This is a genomic window from Niameybacter massiliensis (genome assembly GCF_001282685.1).
Taxonomy (GTDB): Bacteria; Bacillota; Clostridia; order Lachnospirales; family Cellulosilyticaceae; genus Holtiella; species Holtiella tumoricola.
On record NZ_LN875035.1, the window covers coordinates 87,049 to 109,947 of the forward strand.

A 22,899-nucleotide genomic window follows, 5' to 3' on the forward strand; every position below is an offset into this window, starting at 1 on the left:
TAAAAGATTTTATTTCTCTTTATAATAAGCTCATAGAAAGTGATCAAAGGTAGTCAAAAATTTGAGGGGGTATTTTAGGATGAAAAGAAAATTTGTAAGTATTTTGTTAGGTATGACAATGCTTATGGGTTCATTAGTAGGCTGTAGTAGTGCACCAGCTGGAACAAGTAGCAATACTAACGATACACAAACCGAACAATCAAGTAGTACTCAGACCGAAGACACTGCTCAAGAAGAAACACCTGCTCCAGCAACTGAAACAGAAGATGAACCCATTACAATTGGTTTTTCACAAGTAGGTGCTGAATCCGACTGGCGTGTTGCTAATACAGAATCTATGAAAGGTACACTTACACAAGAAAATGGCTTTAACTTAATTTTTGCAGATGCACAACAAAAACAAGAAAATCAAATTAAAGCTGTACGTGACTTTATCTCTCAAGAAGTAGATGTCATTGTTATTGCTCCAGTTACGGAAACAGGTTGGGAAACAGTACTTGGTGAAGCAAAAGATGCTGAGATTCCAGTTATTATTGTAGATAGGATGATAGATGTATCCGATGATTCTCTTTATACTTGTTGGGTAGGATCAGACTTCTATCAAGAAGGCCTTGATGCTGTAACATGGCTTACAGGCTATATGGATTCTCTTGGTAAAGGTAGTGATGCGTTAAATGTAGCTGTTCTTCAAGGAACCATTGGTTCATCAGCTGAAATTGGTCGTACAAAAGGTGTACGTGATGGTTTAGCTAAACATAGTAATTATCAAATTGTTCTTGAACAAACAGGTGAGTTTACCCAAGCAAAAGGCCAAGAGGTTATGGAATCATTCCTTAAATCAGGTGAACGTATTGATATCCTCATTGCTCAAAATGACAATATGGCTTTTGGTGCCATTGATGCCCTTAAAGCTGTTGGTAAAAAACCAGCTGAAGATGTAGTTATCGTATCCTTCGATGCAGTAAAAGCAGCATTTGAATCGATGATTGCTGGTGAAATGAATGTTTCAGTTGAATGTAACCCACTTCATGGACCACGTGTAGCAGAACTTGCTAAAGCTATCATGAAAGGTGAAACAGTAGAAAAAATTCAATATGTAGATGAAGGTGTATACCCAGCAGATACAGCTGCTCAAATCCTTCCTGAACGTGCTTATTAAAACTGAATCTTAGTAAAAGTGTGAACCATGAACCATGAGAAGGTTCTCGTTCACACTTTTTTTATCCAATTTTAGAAAGGGTGAATAATGTGTCAGAGCAAATGAATGTTTTAACCATGACCAATATCAGCAAAAGCTTCCCTGGGGTTCTTGCACTTTCTCATGTTGATTTTTCTCTAAAACAAGGTGAAATCCATGCCCTAATGGGTGAAAATGGTGCCGGGAAATCTACACTTATAAAAGTACTTACAGGTGTGGAGGAGTTTGAAACAGGAGAAATTCATATTGAAGGAATAAAAGGTGCCATTATTAATAGGTCACCACAAGAAGCTGGACTAAATGGAATTAGTACTGTTTATCAGGAAGTCAACCTTTGTCCTAATCTATCTGTATCTGAAAATATCTTTATTGGAAGAGCGCCAAAGAAGTTTGGGCGTATTGATTGGAAGACAATGCATCAAAAAGCACGTGACATTCTTAAAAACTTGAATATTGAAATTGACGTTACCAAAAGTCTTGAAAACTACTCTGTAGCCATTCAACAAATGGTTGCTATAGCAAGAGCTATAGATGTATCTTGTAAAGTACTCATTTTAGATGAACCAACAGCAAGTTTAGATGATCAAGAAGTAAAAAAGCTCTTTCATGTCATGAGAAAACTTAAAAGCCAAGGTGTAGGTATTATTTTTGTTACCCACTTCTTAGAGCAAGTTTACGAAGTCTGTGATCGTATTACCGTACTACGTAATGGGATGTTAGTTGGTGCTTATGAAACAAAAGAGCTTCCTCGTGTACAGTTGGTTGCTAAAATGATGGGGAAAGATTTTGATGACCTTGCAAGTATAAAAAAAGAGCATATCTTATTCAGTGGTGATGCTCAAAAAGATGTTGTCATAGAAGCGAAAGGGTTAGGATGTACGAGTAAAATTCGTCCATTTGACCTAACCATTCATAAGGGAGAAGTGATTGGATTATCTGGTCTTTTAGGTTCAGGTAGATCAGAACTTGCAAGAACTTTATATGGTGCTGATCGAGCAGATGAAGGCAATCTGAAGGTCCATAATACGCCTGTTCATGCACATACGCCTCTTCGAGCCATGAAAGCAGGTATGGCATTTTGCCCTGAAAATAGAAAAGATGAAGGGATTATTGCAGACTTGTCTGTGCGTGAAAACATTATTATTGCCTTACAAGCCAAAAGAGGTGTTTTTAAACTCTTAAGTCGCAAAGAACAAGAAGCCTTTACAGATGAATACATTGAACTTTTACAAATTAAGACAGCAGATCGTGAAACACCGATTAAGCAACTGAGTGGTGGCAATCAACAAAAGGTAATCTTAGGACGTTGGCTTTTAACCCACCCCGACTTTCTCATTTTAGATGAACCCACTAGAGGGATTGATATTGGAACAAAAACCGAGATTCAAAAACTTGTGGTCAAACTGGCAAGTGAAGGGATGAGTGTCATGTTTATCTCTTCTGAAATAGAAGAAATGCTTCGTACGTGTAACCGTATGGTAATTTTAAGAGATGGTCATAAAGTGGGAGAGTTGGAAGAAGATGAGCTCTCAGAAGAAAATGTAATGAAAGCGATTGCAGGAGGTGACAAAGATGAGTAGGATTCAAGAAAGTATCAAAAAGGCAACAAAATATCATTTGTTTTGGCCGCTCATGTGTTTAGCTATTGTATTACTTTTTAATCTGATTAAAACACCCACTTTCTTTAACATCAGTTTGCAAAATGGTGTACTTTATGGTTATTTGATCGATGTTTTAAATCGTTCTAGTGAGTTGATTATTCTTGCTGTGGGAATGACACTGGTTGTTGCTGCATCAGGAGGGACAGATATTTCTGTAGGTGCAGTAAGTGCTTTTTCTGGCGCTGTTTGTATCTTTGCTCTAGGAACAGGTAACACCTATCAAGTGCCATACATTGTGGGCATCCTTCTTGCCATGTTAACTGGCGCACTTTGTGGCGCATGGAATGGTTTCTTAGTTGCTAAGATGAAAATTCAGCCAATGGTAGCGACACTCATCCTATTTACTGCGGGTCGTGGTATTGCCCAACTCATTACAGGTGGCAATATCCTTTATGTAAAAGTAGATTCTTTCAAAAGACTTGGTGCTTTTTTACCAAATGTTCCGATTCCAACGCCTATTTTTGTAGCCATCCTTGTTGTTCTTGTTACTAGTTTTATCTTAAAGAAAACAGCACTTGGTCTTTATATTCAATCTGTAGGGATTAATGCTAAATCAGCCAAACTTGTAGGACTTAACGCAACAGTGATTCAATTTATGTCTTATGTATTTTGCGGACTTTGTGCAGGGATTGCAGGACTTATTATTACTTCACGTATTTATTCCATAGATGCCAATAATGCTGGACTAAACATTGAACTGGATGCAATCTTAGCTGTTGCATTAGGTGGTAATAGCTTAGGGGGAGGTAAGTTCTCTATCGCAGGAAGTGTCATTGGTGCCATTACCATTCAAGCGCTTACAACCTCTTTATATGCCATGAAAGTGACTGCTGATCAACTCCCTGTTTATAAAGCGATTGTTGTTATTATTATCGTTACACTACAGTCACAAGAATTTAAGAAATTGATGAAACGTCTTCGTAATAAATGGAGTGTAAAAGGTGTTGAAGGGCAGGTGGAACAATGATTAAGAAAATACGTGAACGTTTAGATGGCAATAGCTTTTTATTACTTATTACTATTGTACTTTTTATTGCACTCTATATTGCTGGAATGATTCTCTTTAATAACAAAAACTTTGGAAAGCCTCAAGTATTCTTTAACTTATTTATTAATAATGCCAGTCTCATTGTAGCTGCTGTTGGCATGACTATGGTTCTTATTACTGGTGGTATTGATATTTCTATAGGTTCGGTTATAGGAATGACTTGTATGATGCTTGCTTGGATGATGGAAAAGCAAAGTATATCACCTTTATTAAGTATTGGGATTGTTTTAGTGGCTGGTGCATGTTTTGGCCTTGTGCAAGGATTTTTTGTAGCATATCTCAAAATACAACCTTTCATTGTTACCTTAGCGGGGATGTTCTTTGCAAGGGGGATGACTGCTGTCATTAGTTCGGATATGATTAGTATTACCAATGAAACTTTCCTTAAAATGGCCAATTCCAAGATCTATTTACCTTTCTTAGCAACTGTTAATAAAAAGGGAAACTTAGTTTATCCTTATATTTATCCCAGTGTGATTATTGCCATTGTTATTTTAATTATTGCGTTTATTGTGTTAAAGTTTACCCCATTTGGTAGGTCTATCTATGCTGTAGGTGGAAATGAACAATCTGCGCTTTTAATGGGGCTTAACGTACGGCTGACAAAACTTAAAGTCTATGTATTAAATGGTTTCTTAGCTGGACTTGCAGGCTTTGTCTTTTGTCTCAACTCCTGTGGTGGATTTGTTGAGCAAGCACGTGGCTTTGAAATGGAAGCTATTGCTTCATCTGTCATCGGTGGCACACTCTTAACAGGTGGTGTAGGCAGTGTGGTAGGAAGTTTGTTTGGTGTACTTATTAAGGGAACCATTGAATCCATTATTACTTTCCAAGGTACACTTTCTTCTTGGTGGACGAAGATTGTTATTGCTGCACTTTTATGTTTCTTCATTATTTTACAAAGTATTTTTGCTAAATTAAAACTGAAGAAAAAATAGTAGTTCATCCTCAAAGTAAGTTTTACTTTGAGGATAATTTTTTTTATTAAAATTATGAACTTGTATTTAAAATAAATAAGCTATATTATATAGTTATATATAAAAAAAACTAGAGTTTTGAAATTTCTTATAATATTTGCTTTAATTATGCTGAAAAGGGGCATTTGTAGTATGAAAAATTTCTTAAATGTACTGAGTGAAAGTATATGCCTAATAGATGAAGCTGGAAAAATTAGCTTTATAAATTCAGCCTTTTTCAATATATTAGGCTATCAACAAAATGAAGTTGATTTTTCCAGTGTTGTACAAAATATATTTATACAAGAGAACGAAGTCAATAATAGCATTATTGCTTACTCCAAATCGGGACAACGATTAAAAGGTTCTTGTCAGTTTGAAACCGTTCATTTAGAAGGTATTAACTATAAAGGTTGTATCATCAAATGGATTCAAGAAGATAAAGGTGAATTTTTAGAAGCTTTTTTAGATGCAATAGAAGAAAGTGTATCTATAAAAGATTTAGAGGGTTATTACGTTTTTGCTAATCAAAAATGTGCTAAAAATTATAAAACGACGAAAGAAGCAATCATTGGTCAAACATCAGAAGCCTTTTCCACAGTTAAAGAAAGTAAACGCATTAGTGAAAATGAAGCCTATATTATGCGTACAGGCGAAAAACTTACACTAGAACGACGAGAAGAAAAAGCTGGACTGGTTAACTATTTTGAAATTACAGGGATACCCTTATATGGTCCCAATGGAAATATGAAATATATAGGCATATTCAAAAAAAATATAACAGTTACCAAAAACCTTGAGCACTTTGTATCTGAAAGTGAACATCTCTTTAGTAAAGCAAAGGAAAGTTATTTATACGATCAAGAAATTGATGTGGGAAGTGATGAACCATTAAAAGAATTGGGCAATTTACTCAAATATTATTTTAAAACAGACTATTATGACATATGGTTATACAATAAAAAAGAACAAAATATATATGCTTATTTTAAAAATGGTATGTTAAAAGATTATAAACCGAATAACTTCACTTTTCCTATGACTGATGAAATGCTTAAGAAGTATTCAGAAGAAGAGGATGGGCTTATTAAAGAAACATTTGAAGTACATATTAGTGATAACGAATATATTTATAGAAAAGAACCTTACTATCTTATAGAATCTAAAATTGTTTATCGTGGTGAGCTTTTAGGTATACTTGTCCTAGTGTATGAAAAATATCCACAGCATTTTTATGCTAGGCGTTATTTAATGGGTAAAATTTGTAATCAACTTGCATTGATTATTAAGAATAGAAATCTAACAGAAGCACTTCATTGTGCAATGGTTACAGAAAAAACTTTACTTCAAGAAAGAGCTGAAGCTGAGAAAGCACTTCAACTTGAACGCATGAGAAGTGAGTTTTTTGCCAATCTATCTCATGAATTTAGAACACCTCTAAATATTATTTTATCAGCCTCTAAGCTTTTAGAATATACCCTTCAAGAATATCCTAAAGATCCAGAAATAGAGAAGTATTTAACCTATATCTGTAATATTAAGCAAAATGGCTATCGTCTTTTGAAATTGGTCAATAATCTTATTGATATAACACAAATTGACTCTGGTTACTATAAAATGTATTTTTCCAATTATAATATTATTTATATTGTAGAAGAGATTGTAGATTCAGTAGTCAATTATGCTGAGAGCAATAATATAAGTATAATATTTGATACAGAGGTAGAAGAAGAAGTCATTGCTTGTGATCCAGAGAAAATTGAACGAATTATGCTCAATCTTCTTTCCAATGCCATTAAATATGCCAAATTACCCGGACATATTAATGTTCTCATTTCATTAGAACAGGAGTATATAGTTATTGCAGTTCAAGATAATGGTGTGGGGATTCCACCAGATAAGATTGAAACGATCTTTGAGCGTTTTATTCAAGTCAATGACCTACTCACTAGACCTAAAGAAGGAAGCGGAATTGGGTTATCTTTAACAAAAGCACTTGTAGAAATGCACGGTGGTAATATTAGTGTCTTAAGCACTTTAGGTGAAGGGTCAACCTTTGAAGTCCGTTTACCTAGAATTCAAGTGAAAGAAGAAAAACGATATACTGAATCTGAAAGATTTGGATTTGAATCAAATCTGGAAAGATGTCATGTGGAATTTTCTGATATCTATACCTTTTAAAAAAGTCGCTACACGCCATGTGTAGCGACTTTTTTGTTTATATTTCATTCTATTTGTTATTGATTAGAGTATGAAATACTTCCAATTAGAAAATACTATAGGGATATAAAATTAACGGAGTGATTAGATGAAACGTCAATCGATAGTAGGCTATACCACCTTGGTCATTATTATAGTGAGCTTTGTTTTTCTCTACTGGATGCGCACTAGGCCACCAGAAGTTAATGCCATACTAGAAAGTAAGTGTATTCCAGTAACGACCTATACCGTCACTGAAAGAGAAATTGCAACCTATCAAAACTATTCTGGTAAGCTACAAAGTGGTGAAGAAGCAAAAATTATCCCACAGGTTCTATCTAAAGTTGTTGCTATCCATGTAAAAGAAGGCGATCTTGTAAACGTTGGAGATGCCCTTATGGATTTAGATACAACAACGCTTAATAACCAGATACAAAGTGCCTCTGAAGGTATTGAAAAACTAAAATCTTTTAATGAGACACTGGAATCTGGGGGTGAAAAACTAGCATCTATACTGCAAGACATTGATCATCAAATAGCTGACATTGAATCCCATTTAGATCGACTAGAAAAAGAACAATCCACTATGTATGCAGGTACAACCTATAAGAAAAATATGACAGCCTTAGAAAGTGAATTGGAATCACTAAAAATGCTTAAGCAAACCCTTACTGCGATTACACCTAATACAACAGATTCTATAGACCGTTTGGATGCTTTAGAAGACGGTTATCAAATGCTTATAGGGATGAAGTCTCAATATCATCTTACGTCTCCATTAAATGGACGTATCGTTGCAGTCAACGCTAAAACAGGTGAAGTGCCCAATTTTTTAGCCCCTTCTTTTATTATCACAGGAACAGAAAACTTAAAACTTAGCCTAGCAGTTCCGAAAGAACATTTGACTTATTTTCAAGATGTAAGTCCCTTAATAGTAGAGGTATTTACCTTAAAAGGGGAACCTTTAAATCTTGAAGGAAGGGTAGAAGAGGTCCATAATGAACCAGATGCAAAAACAGGGCTTTATGCAGTAAACATTGTCATGCCAAATCCAAACCTCCCTTTAGATACAACGAGTTTTGGGAAAGTGCATATTCCTTTACTTACTAAGTCAAACGCTTGTGTCATTCCAAAAGATGCTATCATACGTACACAAAATGAAAACTATATTTACATTTTAAGTTCAACCCTTCCCAATACCGTAGAAAAGCGTACAGTTAGAATTGGCATAGAAAATGATGATGAAATTGAAATCATTGAAGGGCTTATAAAGGGCGATATCATTATTTTAGATGGAAATGCCTATCTTCAAGATGGAGATACTGTAGAAGTTGTTTCACCTCTAGAAACCCATTCCTCTACAACATGGTAAATTTAGAAAGGAAAATACTATGAAGCTAACAGATTTAAGTATTAAAAGGCCTGTGACAACCTTTATGGTTCTATGTATTATTTTACTTTTTGGTTTTATTGCCTTTTTTAAACTTAATATTGATTTACTCCCTTCTTTTGATCTTCCTATGTTGATGGTCATGACCCATTATACAGGTGCTAGCCCCAGTGAAGTTGAAGACCTGATTACAGAACCCTTAGAAGGTGTACTTGCGACGACAAATCAAGTGAGTAGCATAGATTCTATCTCATCAGAAGGTACTTCCATGATGATGCTTTCTTTTGCAGAGGGAACAGATATGGATTTTGCCGCTCTTGATGTCAGAGAAAAGGTTGACCTAATCAAGCCCTTATTGCCAAATGGTGTGGTATCCCCTATTATTATGAAACTCAATCCCAATATGATGCCTATTGGTCATTATAGTATTACTCTTAATGCACGTAGTCTGAGTGAAACGACGGACTTTGTAACATCTACACTTGTTCCCACTCTGAAACGTATACCAGGTGTTGCCAACATTCAAGTAACCGGTGGCGTCAATAGAGCACTTCGATTAGTTGCAGATATAGATAGACTCAGTACGTATGGACTCAGTTTAAATCAGCTCAACCAACTGATTAGAAGTGAATATCGTACTTTACCAGGCGGGGTGATTGAAGAGAGCAACTCTAAACTGAATATTCATGTTCAATCGAGTGCACTTACCAAAGAAGATCTGAAGCATTTAGTTGTCAGTAACCAAGACGGTAGACCTATTACATTAGATGAACTTGTAGAATTTGAAGAAGTTTATGCGGAAACTTCAAGTTATGCCAACGTAAATGGTGAGCCTAGTATTTTATTCTCTATACAGAAAGAGTCTACAGCAAACACTGTAACTGTTTCAGAAGAAGTTGAAAAAGTGTTAAAACAACTCCAAGTAGACAACCCTGGACTTTCCGTAGATGTCTTATTTAATCAAGGAGTGATCATTAATCAGTCCATTAAAGCCATTGGAAGCAATGCTTTAATAGGTGCTTTATTAGCAGTTGTTATTCTCTTTTGCTTTTTAAAAGATTTCCGTACGACTTTAATTATGGCCGTATCCATTCCTATATCTGTTATTACAACTTTTGTCTTTATTTATTTCTTTCATCTTACACTTAATATGATTTCATTAGGTGGTATCGCCCTTGGCGTTGGCATGCTTGTTGATAATGCCATTGTTGTGATTGAAAATATTCATCGTTTAAAGCAACAAGGACTTTCACCAGCTGAAGCTGCCTATAAAGGTACAACAGAAGTAGCACAAGCTGTTACAGTTTCTACATTGACAACCATTAGTGTCTTTCTACCTGTTGTGTTTGTTCAGGGGATTTCTGCCCAAATCTTTAAAGAACTTGCTTTTACTGTTACCTTTTCTCTTGTAGCTTCCCTTGGTGTTTCGTTTACAATTGTGCCACTTCTTGCAAGTCGCCTTTTAAGCGTTGAATCATTAGAGAAAAAGCACTTGATTTTAAATTCACTACGACATAAATATAAACAAGTCCTTATATGGGGATTACACACTAAGAAAAAGGTGACTGTTCTTGTACTCCTTGTACTCATAATGGGTGGTTTTGCACTTCAAGGCGTAGGTTTTACCTTTTTTCCATCGGCCGACCAAGGTATTGTTTATGTTACAGTCAATCTTCCTAAAGGAAAGACAGATACTGCCGTACGTCTCGTATGCGACGAAGTCTTGCAGCGTATCAAAGGGATTGAAGATATTGAAACGATTTCACTTACAATGGATAAGTCAAGTAGTCGTGCAGATATTATGCTTGTTCTTGACCCTTTACAAACGAGAAAGCTTACGGATAAGGATGTAACAAAGGCTATTATGGAGACAACTAAAAATATTCCAGGAGCCAAAATCTCAGCATCTACAGGTGGAAGCCTAATGAGTAGTGGGAATAACGGTATCACCATTAATATACTGGGAGAGGAGCTAGAGGAACTTGAAGTACTGGGGGATGCCATACAAGGTTTATCTAAATCTATAACGGGTGTTATGGAAGTTGCTTTTAAAGAAAGCCGAAGTGCCCCCTCTGTAGCCATACAAGTCAATCAAAGTGAGGCAAGCCAATATGGATTAAGTAGTGCCCAAGTTGCCAATGCCATTCAAAATGCCATGCGTCCTATTTCTGTTATGACATTAGAGGATGAAGAGGGACCTATAGAGGTTGAACTTTATAGTCAAACAGCTTTAGGAAGTGGATTGACTGAAATCCAAAACTTAACATTAAGTTCCCTTAAAGGAAGTCGTGTACCTTTAAGTGCTGTAGCGACTTACCAAAGAGAAGTGGGGTATCACCAAATTGAACGGTCCAATCAAACCCATTTACTTAGTCTCGATGTAATCATAGAAGGGCGAACGATAGGACAAGTTTCAAAGGATCTTGAAAATGTATTTGAACAGTTAAATATACCAGAAGGATATCATGTGGTACTGGGTGGGCGGGTGGCACAAATGAAAGACTCCTTTAGCATGCTGTTTATGGCATTAGGGATTGCAGTATTATTGGTCTATATGATTATGGCTGCTCAATTTGAATCGTTTATTCAACCTTTATTTATTATGATGATTGTACCTATTGCATTTGCGGGAGGCATTTTAGCTTTATTTATTGGCAATGTCCCTGTTTCTATGCCTGCTCTAATAGGATTTATCGTATTGTCGGGTATTGTTGTAAACAATGGGATTGTCCTTTTAGATTTTATAAATAAACTTAGAAAAGAAGGGAAAGGTGTAGAAGAGGCTATTATAGAAGCTGGAATGACAAGAGTCCAACCTATTTTGATGACCACTTTTACAACAGTCCTTGGACTTTTGCCTATGACCTTAGGAATTGGTCAGGGGGCAGAAATCCAGCTTCCATTAGCCTTAACGGTTACAGGTGGATTGCTACTTTCTACAGTTTTGACCCTTGTCGTTATTCCAGTCATTTATGATCAATTTGTACAATAACTTTAGAGATTATCTAGCTAGTCTATAAAATGGATAGTTTATAAAAAGAGTAGAAAAGGTGGTATATGGAAATGACTCTATGTCATTTCCATATACCACCTTTTAAGTTGATCGTTAATGTGTATGCATATATACATCTGGATTTTGTTTATCTTCAACCCAATAGAGTTTATCTGCGACAAGTACTTCTTCATTTAGTTTAACAGGTACAACGCCTCTTGATTGAGCAAGTTCGCTGGTTCCTAGTATAAAGTCTCTAAAGACATTATAAGAGCCATCATCAATTAAGTGACCAAAGTGTCTATAAATAGGTTGGCCATCTAGCATATAATCTTCAAATTTGAAGATATTACCGATGACTTCAAGAAGAGGTTCTTCTTTAATCCATTTAAACATGGTTTGGCCTGCACGAGGTGTTTGTTTGCCTGTACGACCACCAATTTTAACCCAATAGTATTTTTGAGGGTTACGGCTCCATGCTTGTGTTGGGCAAACTTTAACGCAAGCACCACAACCAATACATTTTCCCGGTTGTTTGATTGCTTTACCATTTTGTGCACCTAAGGCTGCTGTTACATGTTGCCCACACTCGCGGACACAAGCACCACAGCCAACACAACGATTATAGTCCCAATCAATTTTAGACATACCCATAATACCGAAATCAGCCATATTGGCTTTTGCACAGTCATTAGGACATCCTGCAATGACAACTTTTAAATGATAATGATTCGGATAAATAATTTTTTCTACTTTTTTTGCTAGTGCAACCGTATCGATATTGCCAAATGGACAGTGGATACTTCCTATACAGTTAATAATATTACGTGCACCAATACTTGCATAGCCTTCTTGGGTTGTATCCAGATCAATACCACATACATCAACTTCCATTGTTTTAATAATAGGCTCGAGAAGCTTATTGACTGCCTCAACATCTTTATAAGAGATGTTAGGAATAGACAGTTTTTGTCTTGTTTGCATATGGATTTGCCCAGAACCATATTTATCAGCTATTTCTTGTACAATAGGAAGTAAACTTGATGGAAATAAACTTCCAGGAATACGAATACTTACCATAAACTCACCACGAACTTTAGATTCACGGTATTCATTACTTCTAAGTTTTGCAATATCAAGATTTCCAATCATCATGTCACCTCCTAATCTATAAGCTTTTTAGCTTGATCATATCTAAAGATTGGTCCATCTAAACAGACATATGTTTCATTAATTTTACAATGGCCACATTTACCTACTGCACAGCTCATATTACGTTCAAAAGAAAGCCAAATATGATGATCATTAATACCATAGTTACTACAAGCAAGTGCGGTCATCTTCATCATAATTGGAGGCCCAACAATAACAATATGAAGGTCTTGATATTTATCTTTATCTTTTAATAGAGGAAGTTTATCTAAATGTTCGGTTACACGCCCACCTAAATAATGACCTACATTATCAGGTTCATCTAGTGTAATTTGAAGAGATAAACATTCTGACCAACGTTTGATATCCTCTTGAAAAAGGATTAAAGATTCATTTTTAAACCCAAATAATACGTTAATATCTTTAACCAGCTTCATATCATTAGCAATTGTATCCACCATAGAGCGTACAGGGGCTACACCAGAACCACCTCCAATAATAATGATTCTTTTGTCTTTATAAACTTCAAAAGGAAAACCGTGTCCATAAGGACCACGTAAATAGATATTATCACCAGGTTTAAGTTCAAAGAGGGCATCTGTTACTGTGCCTACACGTCGAATGAGAAGCTCAATGATACCTTCATTTTTATCAAAACGACTTATAGAGATAGGTGCTTCACCAACTTTTGGTAAGGAGACTTGAACAAATTGTCCATATTGAATTTCATCAATATGATCGAAAGTTACACGGAACAAATACTCTACAGGTGTTTGTGGAATAATTTCTACAAGTTTATAGGCTTTGGGTAAAAGATTATTTTTCATGGAGATTTTCCTCCTTTAATACTTTGGTTAAAGTATTAACCGCATCAATATAGGAGATATATTTAGGACAACTTTCTTCGCACCTTCCACAACCTACACACATATTCCCTTGATGGAAACGTTTTCTGAAGTCATAAACTTTGTGTAATACATGGAAACGGCCTCGTTCTCTTTGTGTATTACGGAAACTATGCCCACCAGCCATGTCAGTAAATTTTTTAAAGTGGCAAGATGACCATACACGTCTACGTTCACCAACTGTTTTATTTTCGTTATAGAAGAGGTCGGTTGTTGTAAAGCATGTACATGTTGGACAATTTAGGTTACAGCGCCCACAATCAATACAACGATCATAGGTTTCCCACATAGGATGTTCAAAGATTGCTCTTGGCATATCATCTACATCAGGTGGCGTAACGGTTACATCATTATGTTGTGGAAAAGTAAAGGTATAATCAACTTGTTCACTTTCAACACCTTCAAGATAGTTTGTAAAGGTATCGCCGTTTAGCTCAAGATAAATTTCTTGATCTTTAACAGTCATACCCATTACAAAATCGTCAGTTTGGTCACCCCCCATAGATTTACAGAAACAACTTCTAAAACTATGTGGACACTCTAAAATAATAAAGTGTACTTTTTCACGTAAGCGATTGTAGTAGAAGTCAGGGTCACCATTTTTTTGATAGAGTGTATCTAGTCGGTGAATACCTGTAATGTCACAAGCACGTGCAATAACTAACTTTTCTTTAGAAGGAAGTTGAGGTACACGATACCCTGTTTCATCGAAATAGAGAATGGTTTGGGTAATTGGGAAAACCACTTCTTTTGCAGAGCTGTGAGAGCGTTCAGTCAGTTCCATCGTGCTATAGTCATGTACTTGATCATAGCGAATATAATCTGTATCAGCAAAGCTACCTTTGCCAATAAAGCGTTTAGGTGCCCAGATTTCATATTCATTTTCTAGAGCTTGTAGGAGATCATTAAACGCTTTGATTTTGAGTTTATAGCCCATCTGTTATACTCCTTTTCCATAAAATTTACTTTAAAGGTAGTATGTCCCAAAATATCTTATTCATTTATTCTTTTTAAAAAAGTCCTACCTTTATGTCTTTACCAATTTGTGTTATACTACATCAATCAAAGGATTTATTGTAGTAAGGAGAAATAAAATGATCGTATTAGGTAAAGTACAAACACTCAAAGCTGTAAGAAGAACAGATTTTGGAGTTTATTTAAAAGAATTAGAAGGAACAAGTGAAGAAGAAGTATTTATTCCTCGTCAAGAAGTTGAACAAGATTTAGAAATGGGGGCAGAACTTTCTGTTTTTGTCTACCGTGACACAGAAGACCGCCTTATTGCTACTGTGCATATTCCAAAATTAACACTTGGTAATGTAGCTAAGCTCAAAGTAGTTGATGTCACTTCTATTGGAGCGTTCTTAGAATGGGGACTTCAAAAAGACCTCTTCTTACCATTCAAACAACAAGTGGGTAAACCACAAAAAGATCAAGAAGTACTCGTTGGTCTTTATATTGATAAAAGTGACCGTCTCTGTGCAACAATGAAAATTTATGACATGTTAAAATGTGATGCACCGTACAAGCAAAATCAAAGTGTTAGTGGGATTGTTTATAGCATTAAGCCAGAACTAGGGGCTTTAGTAGCTGTTGAAGATGGTTACCATGGTCTTATCCCTACTAATGAAATGATGAATTCAATCCGTGTAGGAGATCAACTTAACGTGCGTGTTAAGAACATTCGTCCAGATGGTAAACTGGTTTTAAGCTTGCGTAAACAAGCTTTCCAACAAATGGAGGATGATGCCACTAAAGTTATGAACCTACTTGAAGCTCAAGGTGGTACATTGGCTTTAGGAGATAAGAGCTCTCCACAAGAGATTAAAGCACAACTTGGCATCAGTAAAGCTTCTTTCAAACGTGCTATAGGACGCCTTTTAAAAGAAGGAGCCATTTCACTTACAGACACAGGTATCAAACGTAACTGGTAGTCCATTTAATCCCGTATTTGAGATAAGTCTTATAAAGACTTACTGAAATACGGGATTTTTCTATATAAGAAGATAGATAGATGCTATAATATTATATAATTGTATAAAATTTAAGTCGTTTGCTAAGAATAAACGGAGGTCGTTATGGAAGCAACAAAAAGTTTTTTATTACTTCAAAAGCTTTATGAAACTCATGATTTATCGAAGGAAGAATGGCTTTATCTACTTGAACATTATACGGATGCATTAGCATGTAGCGCACGTGAACTTGCATATCAAGTAAGCACACATTATTTTGGAAAACGGGTTTATTTAAGAGGGCTTATTGAGTTTACAAATATTTGCCATAGGCACTGCCTTTATTGTGGACTTAGAAGTGAAAATGAAAATGTCGTACGCTATCGCCTAGATCAAGAGACCATTCTTGCATGTTGTGAAGAGGGGTATAAGTTAGGTTATCGTACCTTTGTTCTTCAAGGAGGTGAAGATACTTATTTTACGGATGAGCGTATAGAAGCATTGGTAAAAAGTATTCATGAGAGATATCCTGATTGTGCAATTACCCTCTCAATAGGTGAACGTAGTTATGCGTCTTATTTACGATTCTACCAAGCGGGTGCAAGACGTTTCCTATTGCGCCATGAAACAGCTTCTAAACAGCTTTATGAATCCCTCCATCCTCATATGAGCTTTGAACACCGTATAAAATGCTTAAAAGATTTAAAAACTATAGGCTATCAAGTAGGAGCGGGATTTTTAGTAGGCGTACCAGGGCAAACTATGGAGGATTTAGTAGAGGATTTTTGTTTCCTAAAACAATTAGATCCCCATATGGTAGGTATTGGTCCTTTTATGCCACAAAAAGATACACCTCTTGGTAACTTTACGAGTGGAACAGCTGAGTTTACAACCTTCTTATTAAGTTTGATTCGTTTGATGCTTCCAGATGTATTATTGCCAGCGACAACAGCTCTTGCAACACTTGATCCTAAAGGTCGTGAAATGGGGCTTTTATCAGGCGCAAATGTTGTTATGCCAAACTTATCCCCTATAGAAGTAAGGGACCAGTATGCCCTTTATGATGGAAAAGTCTATGTGGGAACAGAGTCTGCACTTTGTCAGCAACAAATCTTAAATAATATAGAAAATGTAGGATTTATACCTGATTTTTCTATAGGTCATAGTCCACGTTGTTGCTAACTTATATTTGACATACTCATCAAATATGCTATAAAGGATAAGACGGAATAATTATACATAAACAGCATAAGGAGTAGACATTATGAAAAAAAATCAATCCATGCAAGAAATTATCATCTTAGGATTTGCCTTATTTGCCATGTTTTTTGGATCAGGTAACCTTATATTTCCACCTTTTCTAGGACGCTTAGTTGGTGAACAATACTTAGTTGCATGTATAGGCTTTATCGCTATGGGTGTCGGTTTGCCACTTTTAGGTGTTATGGCAACAGCTAAAGCTGATGGTCAGTTTCACCTTGTTGCCGAACGTGTTGGAAAGGTATTTTCTATTGTTTTAATGACAGCACTCATTTTAGCAATAGGACCATTTCTTGCAATCCCAAGAACAGCAGCAACAACTTTTGAAATGAGTATTAGACCTTTTTTACCCAACTTAAGTCCTGTTATTGTCATTGCACTTTACTTTTGTTTAACATTATTTTTTGTTTTTAAACCTGGAAAAGTGATTGATGTCATTGGGAAGTTTTTAACACCAGCTTTATTAGTTATCTTAGCTATTATCATTATTAAAGGTATTTTCATTCCAATTGGTCCTTTAACTGAAAATACAATAGAACATGTCTTTACAACTTCTCTTATTGAAGGATACCAAACCATGGATGCTCTTGCAGCGGTATGTTTTGGCGGGCTGATTGTTGCTAATCTTAAGCAAAAAGGTTATTCAGATACATCGAGTATTATTAAAGCAACACTAAAATCTTCTCTGATTGCTTTAGTAGGATTAGGACTTATTTATGGAGGATTAATCTTTGTTGGCGCCCATACTTCAACTCTTGTAGGTGAGTATGAAAAAACAGCACTTGTTATAGAAATTACACGTCAAATTCTTGGTGAGATGGGTGCAGTTTTCTTAGCTTTAGCAGTAGGACTTGCTTGTTTAACAACTTCTATTGGACTCACAACAACAGGTGCAAACTATTTTTCAAATCTCTCTAAGGGAAGACTCTCTTATAATCTTGTAGCAGTCTTAATCAGTTTATTAAGTTTTGCGATTGCCTTACTTGGAGTAGACAATATTGTTGGTTTAACCGTTCCAGTCCTTAAGATTCTTTATCCAATGATTATTGTATTAGTCATCTTTACATTAGCAGGAAAAGTAGTAGATGATGATAGAATTTATCGTATCACTACCTATGTAACACTTATTGTCTCTATACTTGATGTACTAGGACAAAGTTTTAAAATCGAATTCTTACAAAATATTATAAGCTATTTACCTTTTGCAGCCTATGATTTTAGCTGGCTTATACCAGCCGTAGTTGCTTTAATTCTTACCAAATTCTTTGTAATATTTAAAACAAAAAAAGCATAAAATTAAAAAGCAGTTTAAGCAGTTTAATAAACTTTGAAAGAGTTTTTAAACTGCTTTATTCTTGAAAGTTGAATAAACATTTTTCTTTTTTATCATACTAGTGGAGTAACCCTTTCCGTTAATTCGTGTGAAATAATTATTGACATCTCTTAAGTTGTGCATTAGTCTAATAAGGTTAAAACAAGAAAGTTAGAGGACGAAACATGAATCAACAAGACATTATACTTAAAAAAGCCTTTCATGAGGAAATGATCGCACTTTACAAACGTATTGTCAAAGAGCTTAAATATAAATCACCACGTTTGCTTGAAATGATTAATAAGTATGGTGGGTATGAAGCAGCTATTAAAATTCTCCCAACAGATGCCCATACATTTGATTTTACTTTACTCTGGGAGCAACAGCGCCTAGATCTATCTATTGAAGCCTTAGTGACTAAAGAAAAATACCAACCCCTTTTCCCAGATGATGTCGTAAAACTTTGTCAGCGTAGATTGGACGAATATAATTACGCACCTAATCATATTGAAGAAGAGGTAGAAGAAGAGATTACACCTTTTGTAGAAGACTTATCCCTTTTAAAAGAAGAGCTTCTTAACATGCCAAAAGAACAAGAGCCAGAGCCACTTATAAGTGAAGATTATATGGCAAAACCTATTTTAGCTGCTGATTGGGCAGACATTTTTATGAAAACAACGATTTTCACCAAAATGAATCAAGACCTTATTCTAAAAATGTATAGTTTAGGAAGTCTTAATATCACACCAGAATTATTAGCGGAATTAGAAGGGTACTCTTCTAAATACCCATTTTATGAAGTTATTCTCTCTCTTTGTAAACGTATCAAAGCTGCCCTTAAAATTGAAGTACCAAAAAATGATGATGGTAAACTTCTTTGGTGGCAGTTACTCTTTACAGGTTATTATGAAAACAATCAGAAATTCTGTTTTAACCTTCGTATTGAATTAGACCAGGCACTTACAATGCTCATGGAAGAAAAGATGATTACACAAGTAGAGCGTGAACAGGCTCCAAATTATGAAACTTTAGAAGTTGAAGCTATTTTCCCACCAACTCCAGTGGACCTAGAAAACGAAGAGGCTAAAGCATCTAAAAAGTCTATCTTTAGTGAAACAGGTCAATTACCTTCTTTAGATGACTTTATTGACTTTCTTATTGATGATACGCCAAAAGAGGTTAAACCTGCACCAACTCAAACACAAGAACAGCCACAAACACAAACACCTTCTAAGCCTCCAATGATGGCATATCACAGTGATACACACGAAAGTGAAGCTTTTGAAAGTGAAAAGCAAGATGAAATTGTAGCTGATGAAGTAGCGGTTGAAGTTGAAAGACAAGAAGAAATACCAGTCATACCAACAGCACCAGTTAAGGTTGAACCTATTACTGAAGTTCTACCAGAGTCCACAGCAGAAGAAGTCTCTATAGATGTAGTCCCTAAAGAAATAGTATCTGAAGTAGCCCCTGAAACGAATACTATATGGGAAGAAAAGAAAGCCGAATGTCTAAGCTACTATGGTGCAGTATGTGACCTTTGTGGTTTTGACTTTGGATATACTTATGGTCTAGAGTTTGAAGGACTGATTGAAGTGCATAACTTACAACCTGAAAAAAATCTAGAATCTATTGATCCTCATCAAGACTTAATCCCTATTTGTCGCAACTGTAAAACTGTACTTCATGCAAGAACACCACATTTTACAGTAGAAGAAGTGAAAACTTTTATTGCAAAAGCTCAAGACGCAGAATAATTCTGCGCCTTGTTTGTTTCTCGCTCTTCCTATGCTATACTTAATATTAGATTTTGACTATTATACATAAGTGAGTTTGAGTAGGGAGGGATTATTATGAGAACAGCACTTATTACAGGTGCAACTAGTGGAATAGGACTAGCTTATGCTCAAGCATTTGCCGAAAGAGGTTATCAACTTATTCTAACAGGACGTAGGCAAGAAAAGTTAGAAGAAATAGCACATACCTTAAGTCATACCTATCATATTCCAGTTACAATTTGTGTCGTAGACTTTAAAGATACAAAGGCATTTGAACGCTTTAGTGATTTTATTAAGGCTCAAAAAGATATTGAGATTCTTGTTAACAACGCTGGTTATGGATTAAAAAAATCTTTCATAGAAGATGAATTAGAGACTCAACTTGAAATGCTTCAAGTTCATATTACAGCAAGTGTAACCCTTGCACATCTTGTTGCAAATCAACTTAAAACAGCACATAAAAATGGGTGTATTATTAACGTTTGTTCCCTTGCTGCGTTTACACCATTACCTTCATCGGCTATGTATTGCAGTACCAAACAATTTCTTATTAAGTTCTCTGAATCCTTAGCAATGGAACTTAAGCCTTATAATATCCAAGTACAAGCACTTTGCCCAGGGTTTGTACATACAGATTTTCACAGTCGTTTAGATATCTCAGAAGAAGCATGTAAAAACTATGGTATTATTACTTGGGGAACACCAGAAGAAGTTGTTAAAGCTTCTTTACGTGGCCTTATTCATCATCAGGTGTTTGTCATTCCAGGCGGTTTCAACAAACTTTGTTACAATCTTCTAAAATGGATACCACGCCCTCTTTATTTAGAACTTGTTGGTCGTTATAGTGGTCAGTTCAGTTCAAAAAACAAAGAGTAGGCATAATAATCCTCCTTTTTACACATTTTAAAAGTGTTAGTGCGATAACATTATAAAATGTACAAAGGAGGATTTATTTTATGCACAAACTTATGCTTAAGCTTTTTATACCGATGATTCTTATTTTTAGTAGTCTTACTGTCTATGGTGCTGAGCCTACAAAACCCTTTATTGTATGTATTGATCCAGGGCACCAAGCTAAAGGGGATGGCAAAAGTGAACCTATAGCACCTGGAAGTGGCAACTGTAAAGCACGTGTTTCTTCAGGTACAGCTGGTGTAGGTACTAAGAAGGCTGAATATGTTGTCAACCTTGAAGCTTCAATGATTCTTAAACAATTGTTAGAAGAAAAAGGGTACACCGTATATGTGACACGTGAATCTCATGATGTGAACATAAGTAATGCGGAACGTGCAACTTTTGCCAATAATAAAGGGGCACAAATGACCATTCGTATTCACTGTGATAGTATAGGGAATGGTGGAAAAACAGGTGCAACACTTCTTGTACCTTCAAAAGAGAGCCGTTATACTTCAAATATCTATGAACCAAGTTTTAAATTTGCTTCAGTTTTAAAAGAAAAGTTGGGATCTAAAGGGGTTAAAGTGAATGGAATTTTTGAAAGGGCAGATATGACCGGTTTTAACTGGTCTAAGGTACCTGTTGTTATCTTTGAAATGGGCTTTATGAGCAATTACAACGAAGACCGTATGCTTAGTGACCCATCTTACCAAAAGAAATTAATGGAAGCTGTTGTTGAAGCTTTAGACACTTATAAAGAAGCTCTATAATTTTAAAGTTATATAAATTGATAAAAAGTAGCCTTATACTGATAGAGTACAAGGCTACTTTTTTTAGCAGTAAATTTTAATAGTGCACATCAATAAGATGGAAAGTAATTGATTTGTTACTCCAACCTAAATCATAAGGGACAAGAAGTCTATCTGTATTATGACAAGTAACAAGTGGATAACCTTTAGAATCTAGTCCTGTTACAGTAGAAACATGGGTAATACGTCCTTTCTTTTCATAAGCTACAATATCACCTGGTCTTAACTGATAAGCAGCTTTATAGACTTCTTTATAGCTACCTTTAGCAATGCAAGAACCACGACCACTATTCACAAGATAGTTTTTAAGAGCTTGAGCATTGACCCATGCTTTTGTACCATCATTAGTATAGTTCCAAGTATTATTTTTTTTGAACTTACCCCCCTCATGAAGTATCTGAGAGGCAAAATTTGCGCAGTCTCCTCCACGAGGATTACAATTTAAATAGTTTTTATTATATTTAAATAAATGTTCGCCATCTCCAATTCCACAATATTTATGGGCATAATCAATGGCATTTTGGGTACGTTCATCAGGTGTGTATTCAGGCGCTTTATGATCTGCAATATAACTTTTCATTTCTGCAGATTTTTCCTCTGTAATATCTAGTGAATCTGCAAAAGGATCTGTATACCATTCTTTCACAATAAGATAATTTTCACCATGTTCTTTGAGATGGATATAGTGTGATGTTCCAAGTCTAAAATGTGTAATATTATCAGGATCATCATTATAACTGTAACTAAATTCTGTACTTATATTACAAGTCATCCCATATAAGCCATCTCCACGATCACGTACTTTACGCATATGGAGTGTAGAGTGAATATCTTGGAAAGTAACGCCTTGCTTATCTGCCCATTTATGCAAATATTCGCTTTTAATCTCTTCATTTTCAAAAGCATAAAGCCCTGTTTTAATGCTTGTATTATAGAGACTTTTTAAACCTTCTACATTAGCATCTAACATATAAGCATTACGTTTTGTAATAATACCTTCTAAAAGATCTTTAAACTTAGCGGTAAGCTCCTCTTCGGAAAGAGTAGGAGGCGCTTGGGGAGTAGCTTCTTCCTCTTCGGGTGTTTCTTCTTTTAAAGATGGAAGTTCGATCTCAATAGGTAAATCTTCGGAGTAATTAATTGGCTCTGCATAAAGTTGTGAAACACTGCTTGCTCCTACCCACAACAATGTTAGTAATGCCCAAATTTTTGAATTCATAGAGAAAAATTTCATAGGCATACTCCTTTCTCAATCATAACTGCTTACTTTATAGGTTTTGTAGATTTAATTATTTTATAGATGGAAAATATGTGAAGTAACCTTTTTTATTAGGAGTAGAAAGGTTATACTAAATAGTGGTATAATAAACGTCGAATAACTAATGAAATT

General features: G+C 35.5%; 17 protein-coding genes. 13 read left to right on the forward strand and 4 right to left on the reverse strand.

Annotated features, from left to right (window positions below; genetic code table 11):
- Positions 1–79: 79 nt before the first annotated feature.
- From BN2390_RS06040 to BN2390_RS06070, 7 genes are all read left to right on the forward strand, one after another.
- Positions 80–1,159, forward strand: a complete 1,080-nt coding sequence (locus BN2390_RS06040) for an ABC transporter substrate-binding protein (RefSeq protein ID WP_053983462.1) — start codon at positions 80–82, stop codon at positions 1,157–1,159.
- A 101-nt stretch (positions 1,160–1,260) separates the two neighbouring features.
- Positions 1,261–2,778: a sugar ABC transporter ATP-binding protein gene (locus BN2390_RS06045; RefSeq protein ID WP_053986276.1), complete on the forward strand. Its 1,518-nt coding sequence runs from the start codon at positions 1,261–1,263 to the stop codon at positions 2,776–2,778.
- Complete coding sequence (locus BN2390_RS06050; RefSeq protein WP_053983463.1) at positions 2,771–3,826, forward strand: ABC transporter permease; 1,056 nt, start codon at positions 2,771–2,773, stop codon at positions 3,824–3,826. Before BN2390_RS06045 ends, BN2390_RS06050 begins: the two co-directional genes overlap by 8 nt.
- Positions 3,823–4,845, forward strand: a complete 1,023-nt coding sequence (locus tag BN2390_RS06055) for an ABC transporter permease subunit (RefSeq protein ID WP_053983464.1) — start codon at positions 3,823–3,825, stop codon at positions 4,843–4,845. The genes BN2390_RS06050 and BN2390_RS06055 overlap by 4 nt, the downstream gene beginning before the upstream one ends.
- Before the next feature lie 171 nt (positions 4,846–5,016).
- Positions 5,017–7,044, forward strand: coding sequence for a sensor histidine kinase (locus tag BN2390_RS06060; RefSeq protein WP_053983465.1), 2,028 nt, complete (start codon positions 5,017–5,019; stop codon positions 7,042–7,044).
- Positions 7,045–7,171: 127 nt separating this feature from the next.
- On the forward strand, positions 7,172–8,434 hold the full coding sequence (locus tag BN2390_RS06065) for an efflux RND transporter periplasmic adaptor subunit (RefSeq protein WP_053983466.1): 1,263 nt from the start codon (positions 7,172–7,174) through the stop codon (positions 8,432–8,434).
- 19 nt (positions 8,435–8,453) lie between these two features.
- Positions 8,454–11,444, forward strand: coding sequence for an efflux RND transporter permease subunit (locus tag BN2390_RS06070; RefSeq protein WP_053983467.1), 2,991 nt, complete (start codon positions 8,454–8,456; stop codon positions 11,442–11,444).
- Positions 11,445–11,558: 114 nt separating this feature from the next.
- Here BN2390_RS06070 and asrC read toward each other — a convergent pair whose 3' ends face one another.
- The 3 genes from asrC to asrA are packed head-to-tail and all read right to left on the reverse strand — an operon-like array spanning position 11,559 to position 14,438.
- Entirely contained in the window at positions 11,559–12,596 is a 1,038-nt protein-coding gene (gene asrC, locus BN2390_RS06075) for a sulfite reductase subunit C (protein WP_053983468.1), read from the reverse strand.
- Between the two features lie 11 nt (positions 12,597–12,607).
- Positions 12,608–13,423, reverse strand: a complete 816-nt coding sequence (gene asrB, locus BN2390_RS06080) for an anaerobic sulfite reductase subunit AsrB (protein WP_053983469.1) — start codon at positions 13,421–13,423, stop codon at positions 12,608–12,610.
- Entirely contained in the window at positions 13,413–14,438 is a 1,026-nt protein-coding gene (gene asrA / locus BN2390_RS06085; protein ID WP_053983470.1) for an anaerobic sulfite reductase subunit AsrA, read from the reverse strand. The genes asrB and asrA overlap by 11 nt, the downstream gene beginning before the upstream one ends.
- Positions 14,439–14,595: 157 nt before the next feature.
- Here asrA and BN2390_RS06090 point away from each other — a divergent pair, with 157 nt between their 5' ends.
- The 6 genes from BN2390_RS06090 to BN2390_RS06115 all read left to right on the forward strand — a co-directional run bounded on the left by BN2390_RS06090 (position 14,596) and on the right by BN2390_RS06115 (position 21,470).
- On the forward strand, positions 14,596–15,435 hold the full coding sequence (locus tag BN2390_RS06090) for a CvfB family protein (RefSeq protein ID WP_053983471.1): 840 nt from the start codon (positions 14,596–14,598) through the stop codon (positions 15,433–15,435).
- 144 nt (positions 15,436–15,579) lie between these two features.
- On the forward strand, positions 15,580–16,635 hold the full coding sequence (gene hydE / locus BN2390_RS06095; RefSeq protein ID WP_053983472.1) for a [FeFe] hydrogenase H-cluster radical SAM maturase HydE: 1,056 nt from the start codon (positions 15,580–15,582) through the stop codon (positions 16,633–16,635).
- Positions 16,636–16,717: 82 nt separating this feature from the next.
- Complete coding sequence (gene brnQ, locus BN2390_RS06100; protein WP_053983473.1) at positions 16,718–18,007, forward strand: branched-chain amino acid transport system II carrier protein; 1,290 nt, start codon at positions 16,718–16,720, stop codon at positions 18,005–18,007.
- 203 nt (positions 18,008–18,210) lie between these two features.
- The gene (locus BN2390_RS06105; RefSeq protein ID WP_053983474.1) at positions 18,211–19,782 is read left to right on the forward strand and encodes an HNH endonuclease; all 1,572 of its coding nucleotides are present in this window, start codon (positions 18,211–18,213) and stop codon (positions 19,780–19,782) included.
- Between the two features lie 96 nt (positions 19,783–19,878).
- On the forward strand, positions 19,879–20,679 hold the full coding sequence (locus BN2390_RS06110) for an SDR family NAD(P)-dependent oxidoreductase (protein WP_053983475.1): 801 nt from the start codon (positions 19,879–19,881) through the stop codon (positions 20,677–20,679).
- 80 nt (positions 20,680–20,759) lie between these two features.
- Positions 20,760–21,470, forward strand: a complete 711-nt coding sequence (locus BN2390_RS06115) for an N-acetylmuramoyl-L-alanine amidase (RefSeq protein WP_053983476.1) — start codon at positions 20,760–20,762, stop codon at positions 21,468–21,470.
- A gap of 76 nt (positions 21,471–21,546) precedes the next feature.
- On the opposite strand, the gene BN2390_RS06120 is transcribed toward BN2390_RS06115, so the two are convergent.
- On the reverse strand, positions 21,547–22,728 hold the full coding sequence (locus tag BN2390_RS06120; protein ID WP_082238902.1) for an amidase domain-containing protein: 1,182 nt from the start codon (positions 22,726–22,728) through the stop codon (positions 21,547–21,549).
- Positions 22,729–22,899: the final 171 nt, after the last annotated feature.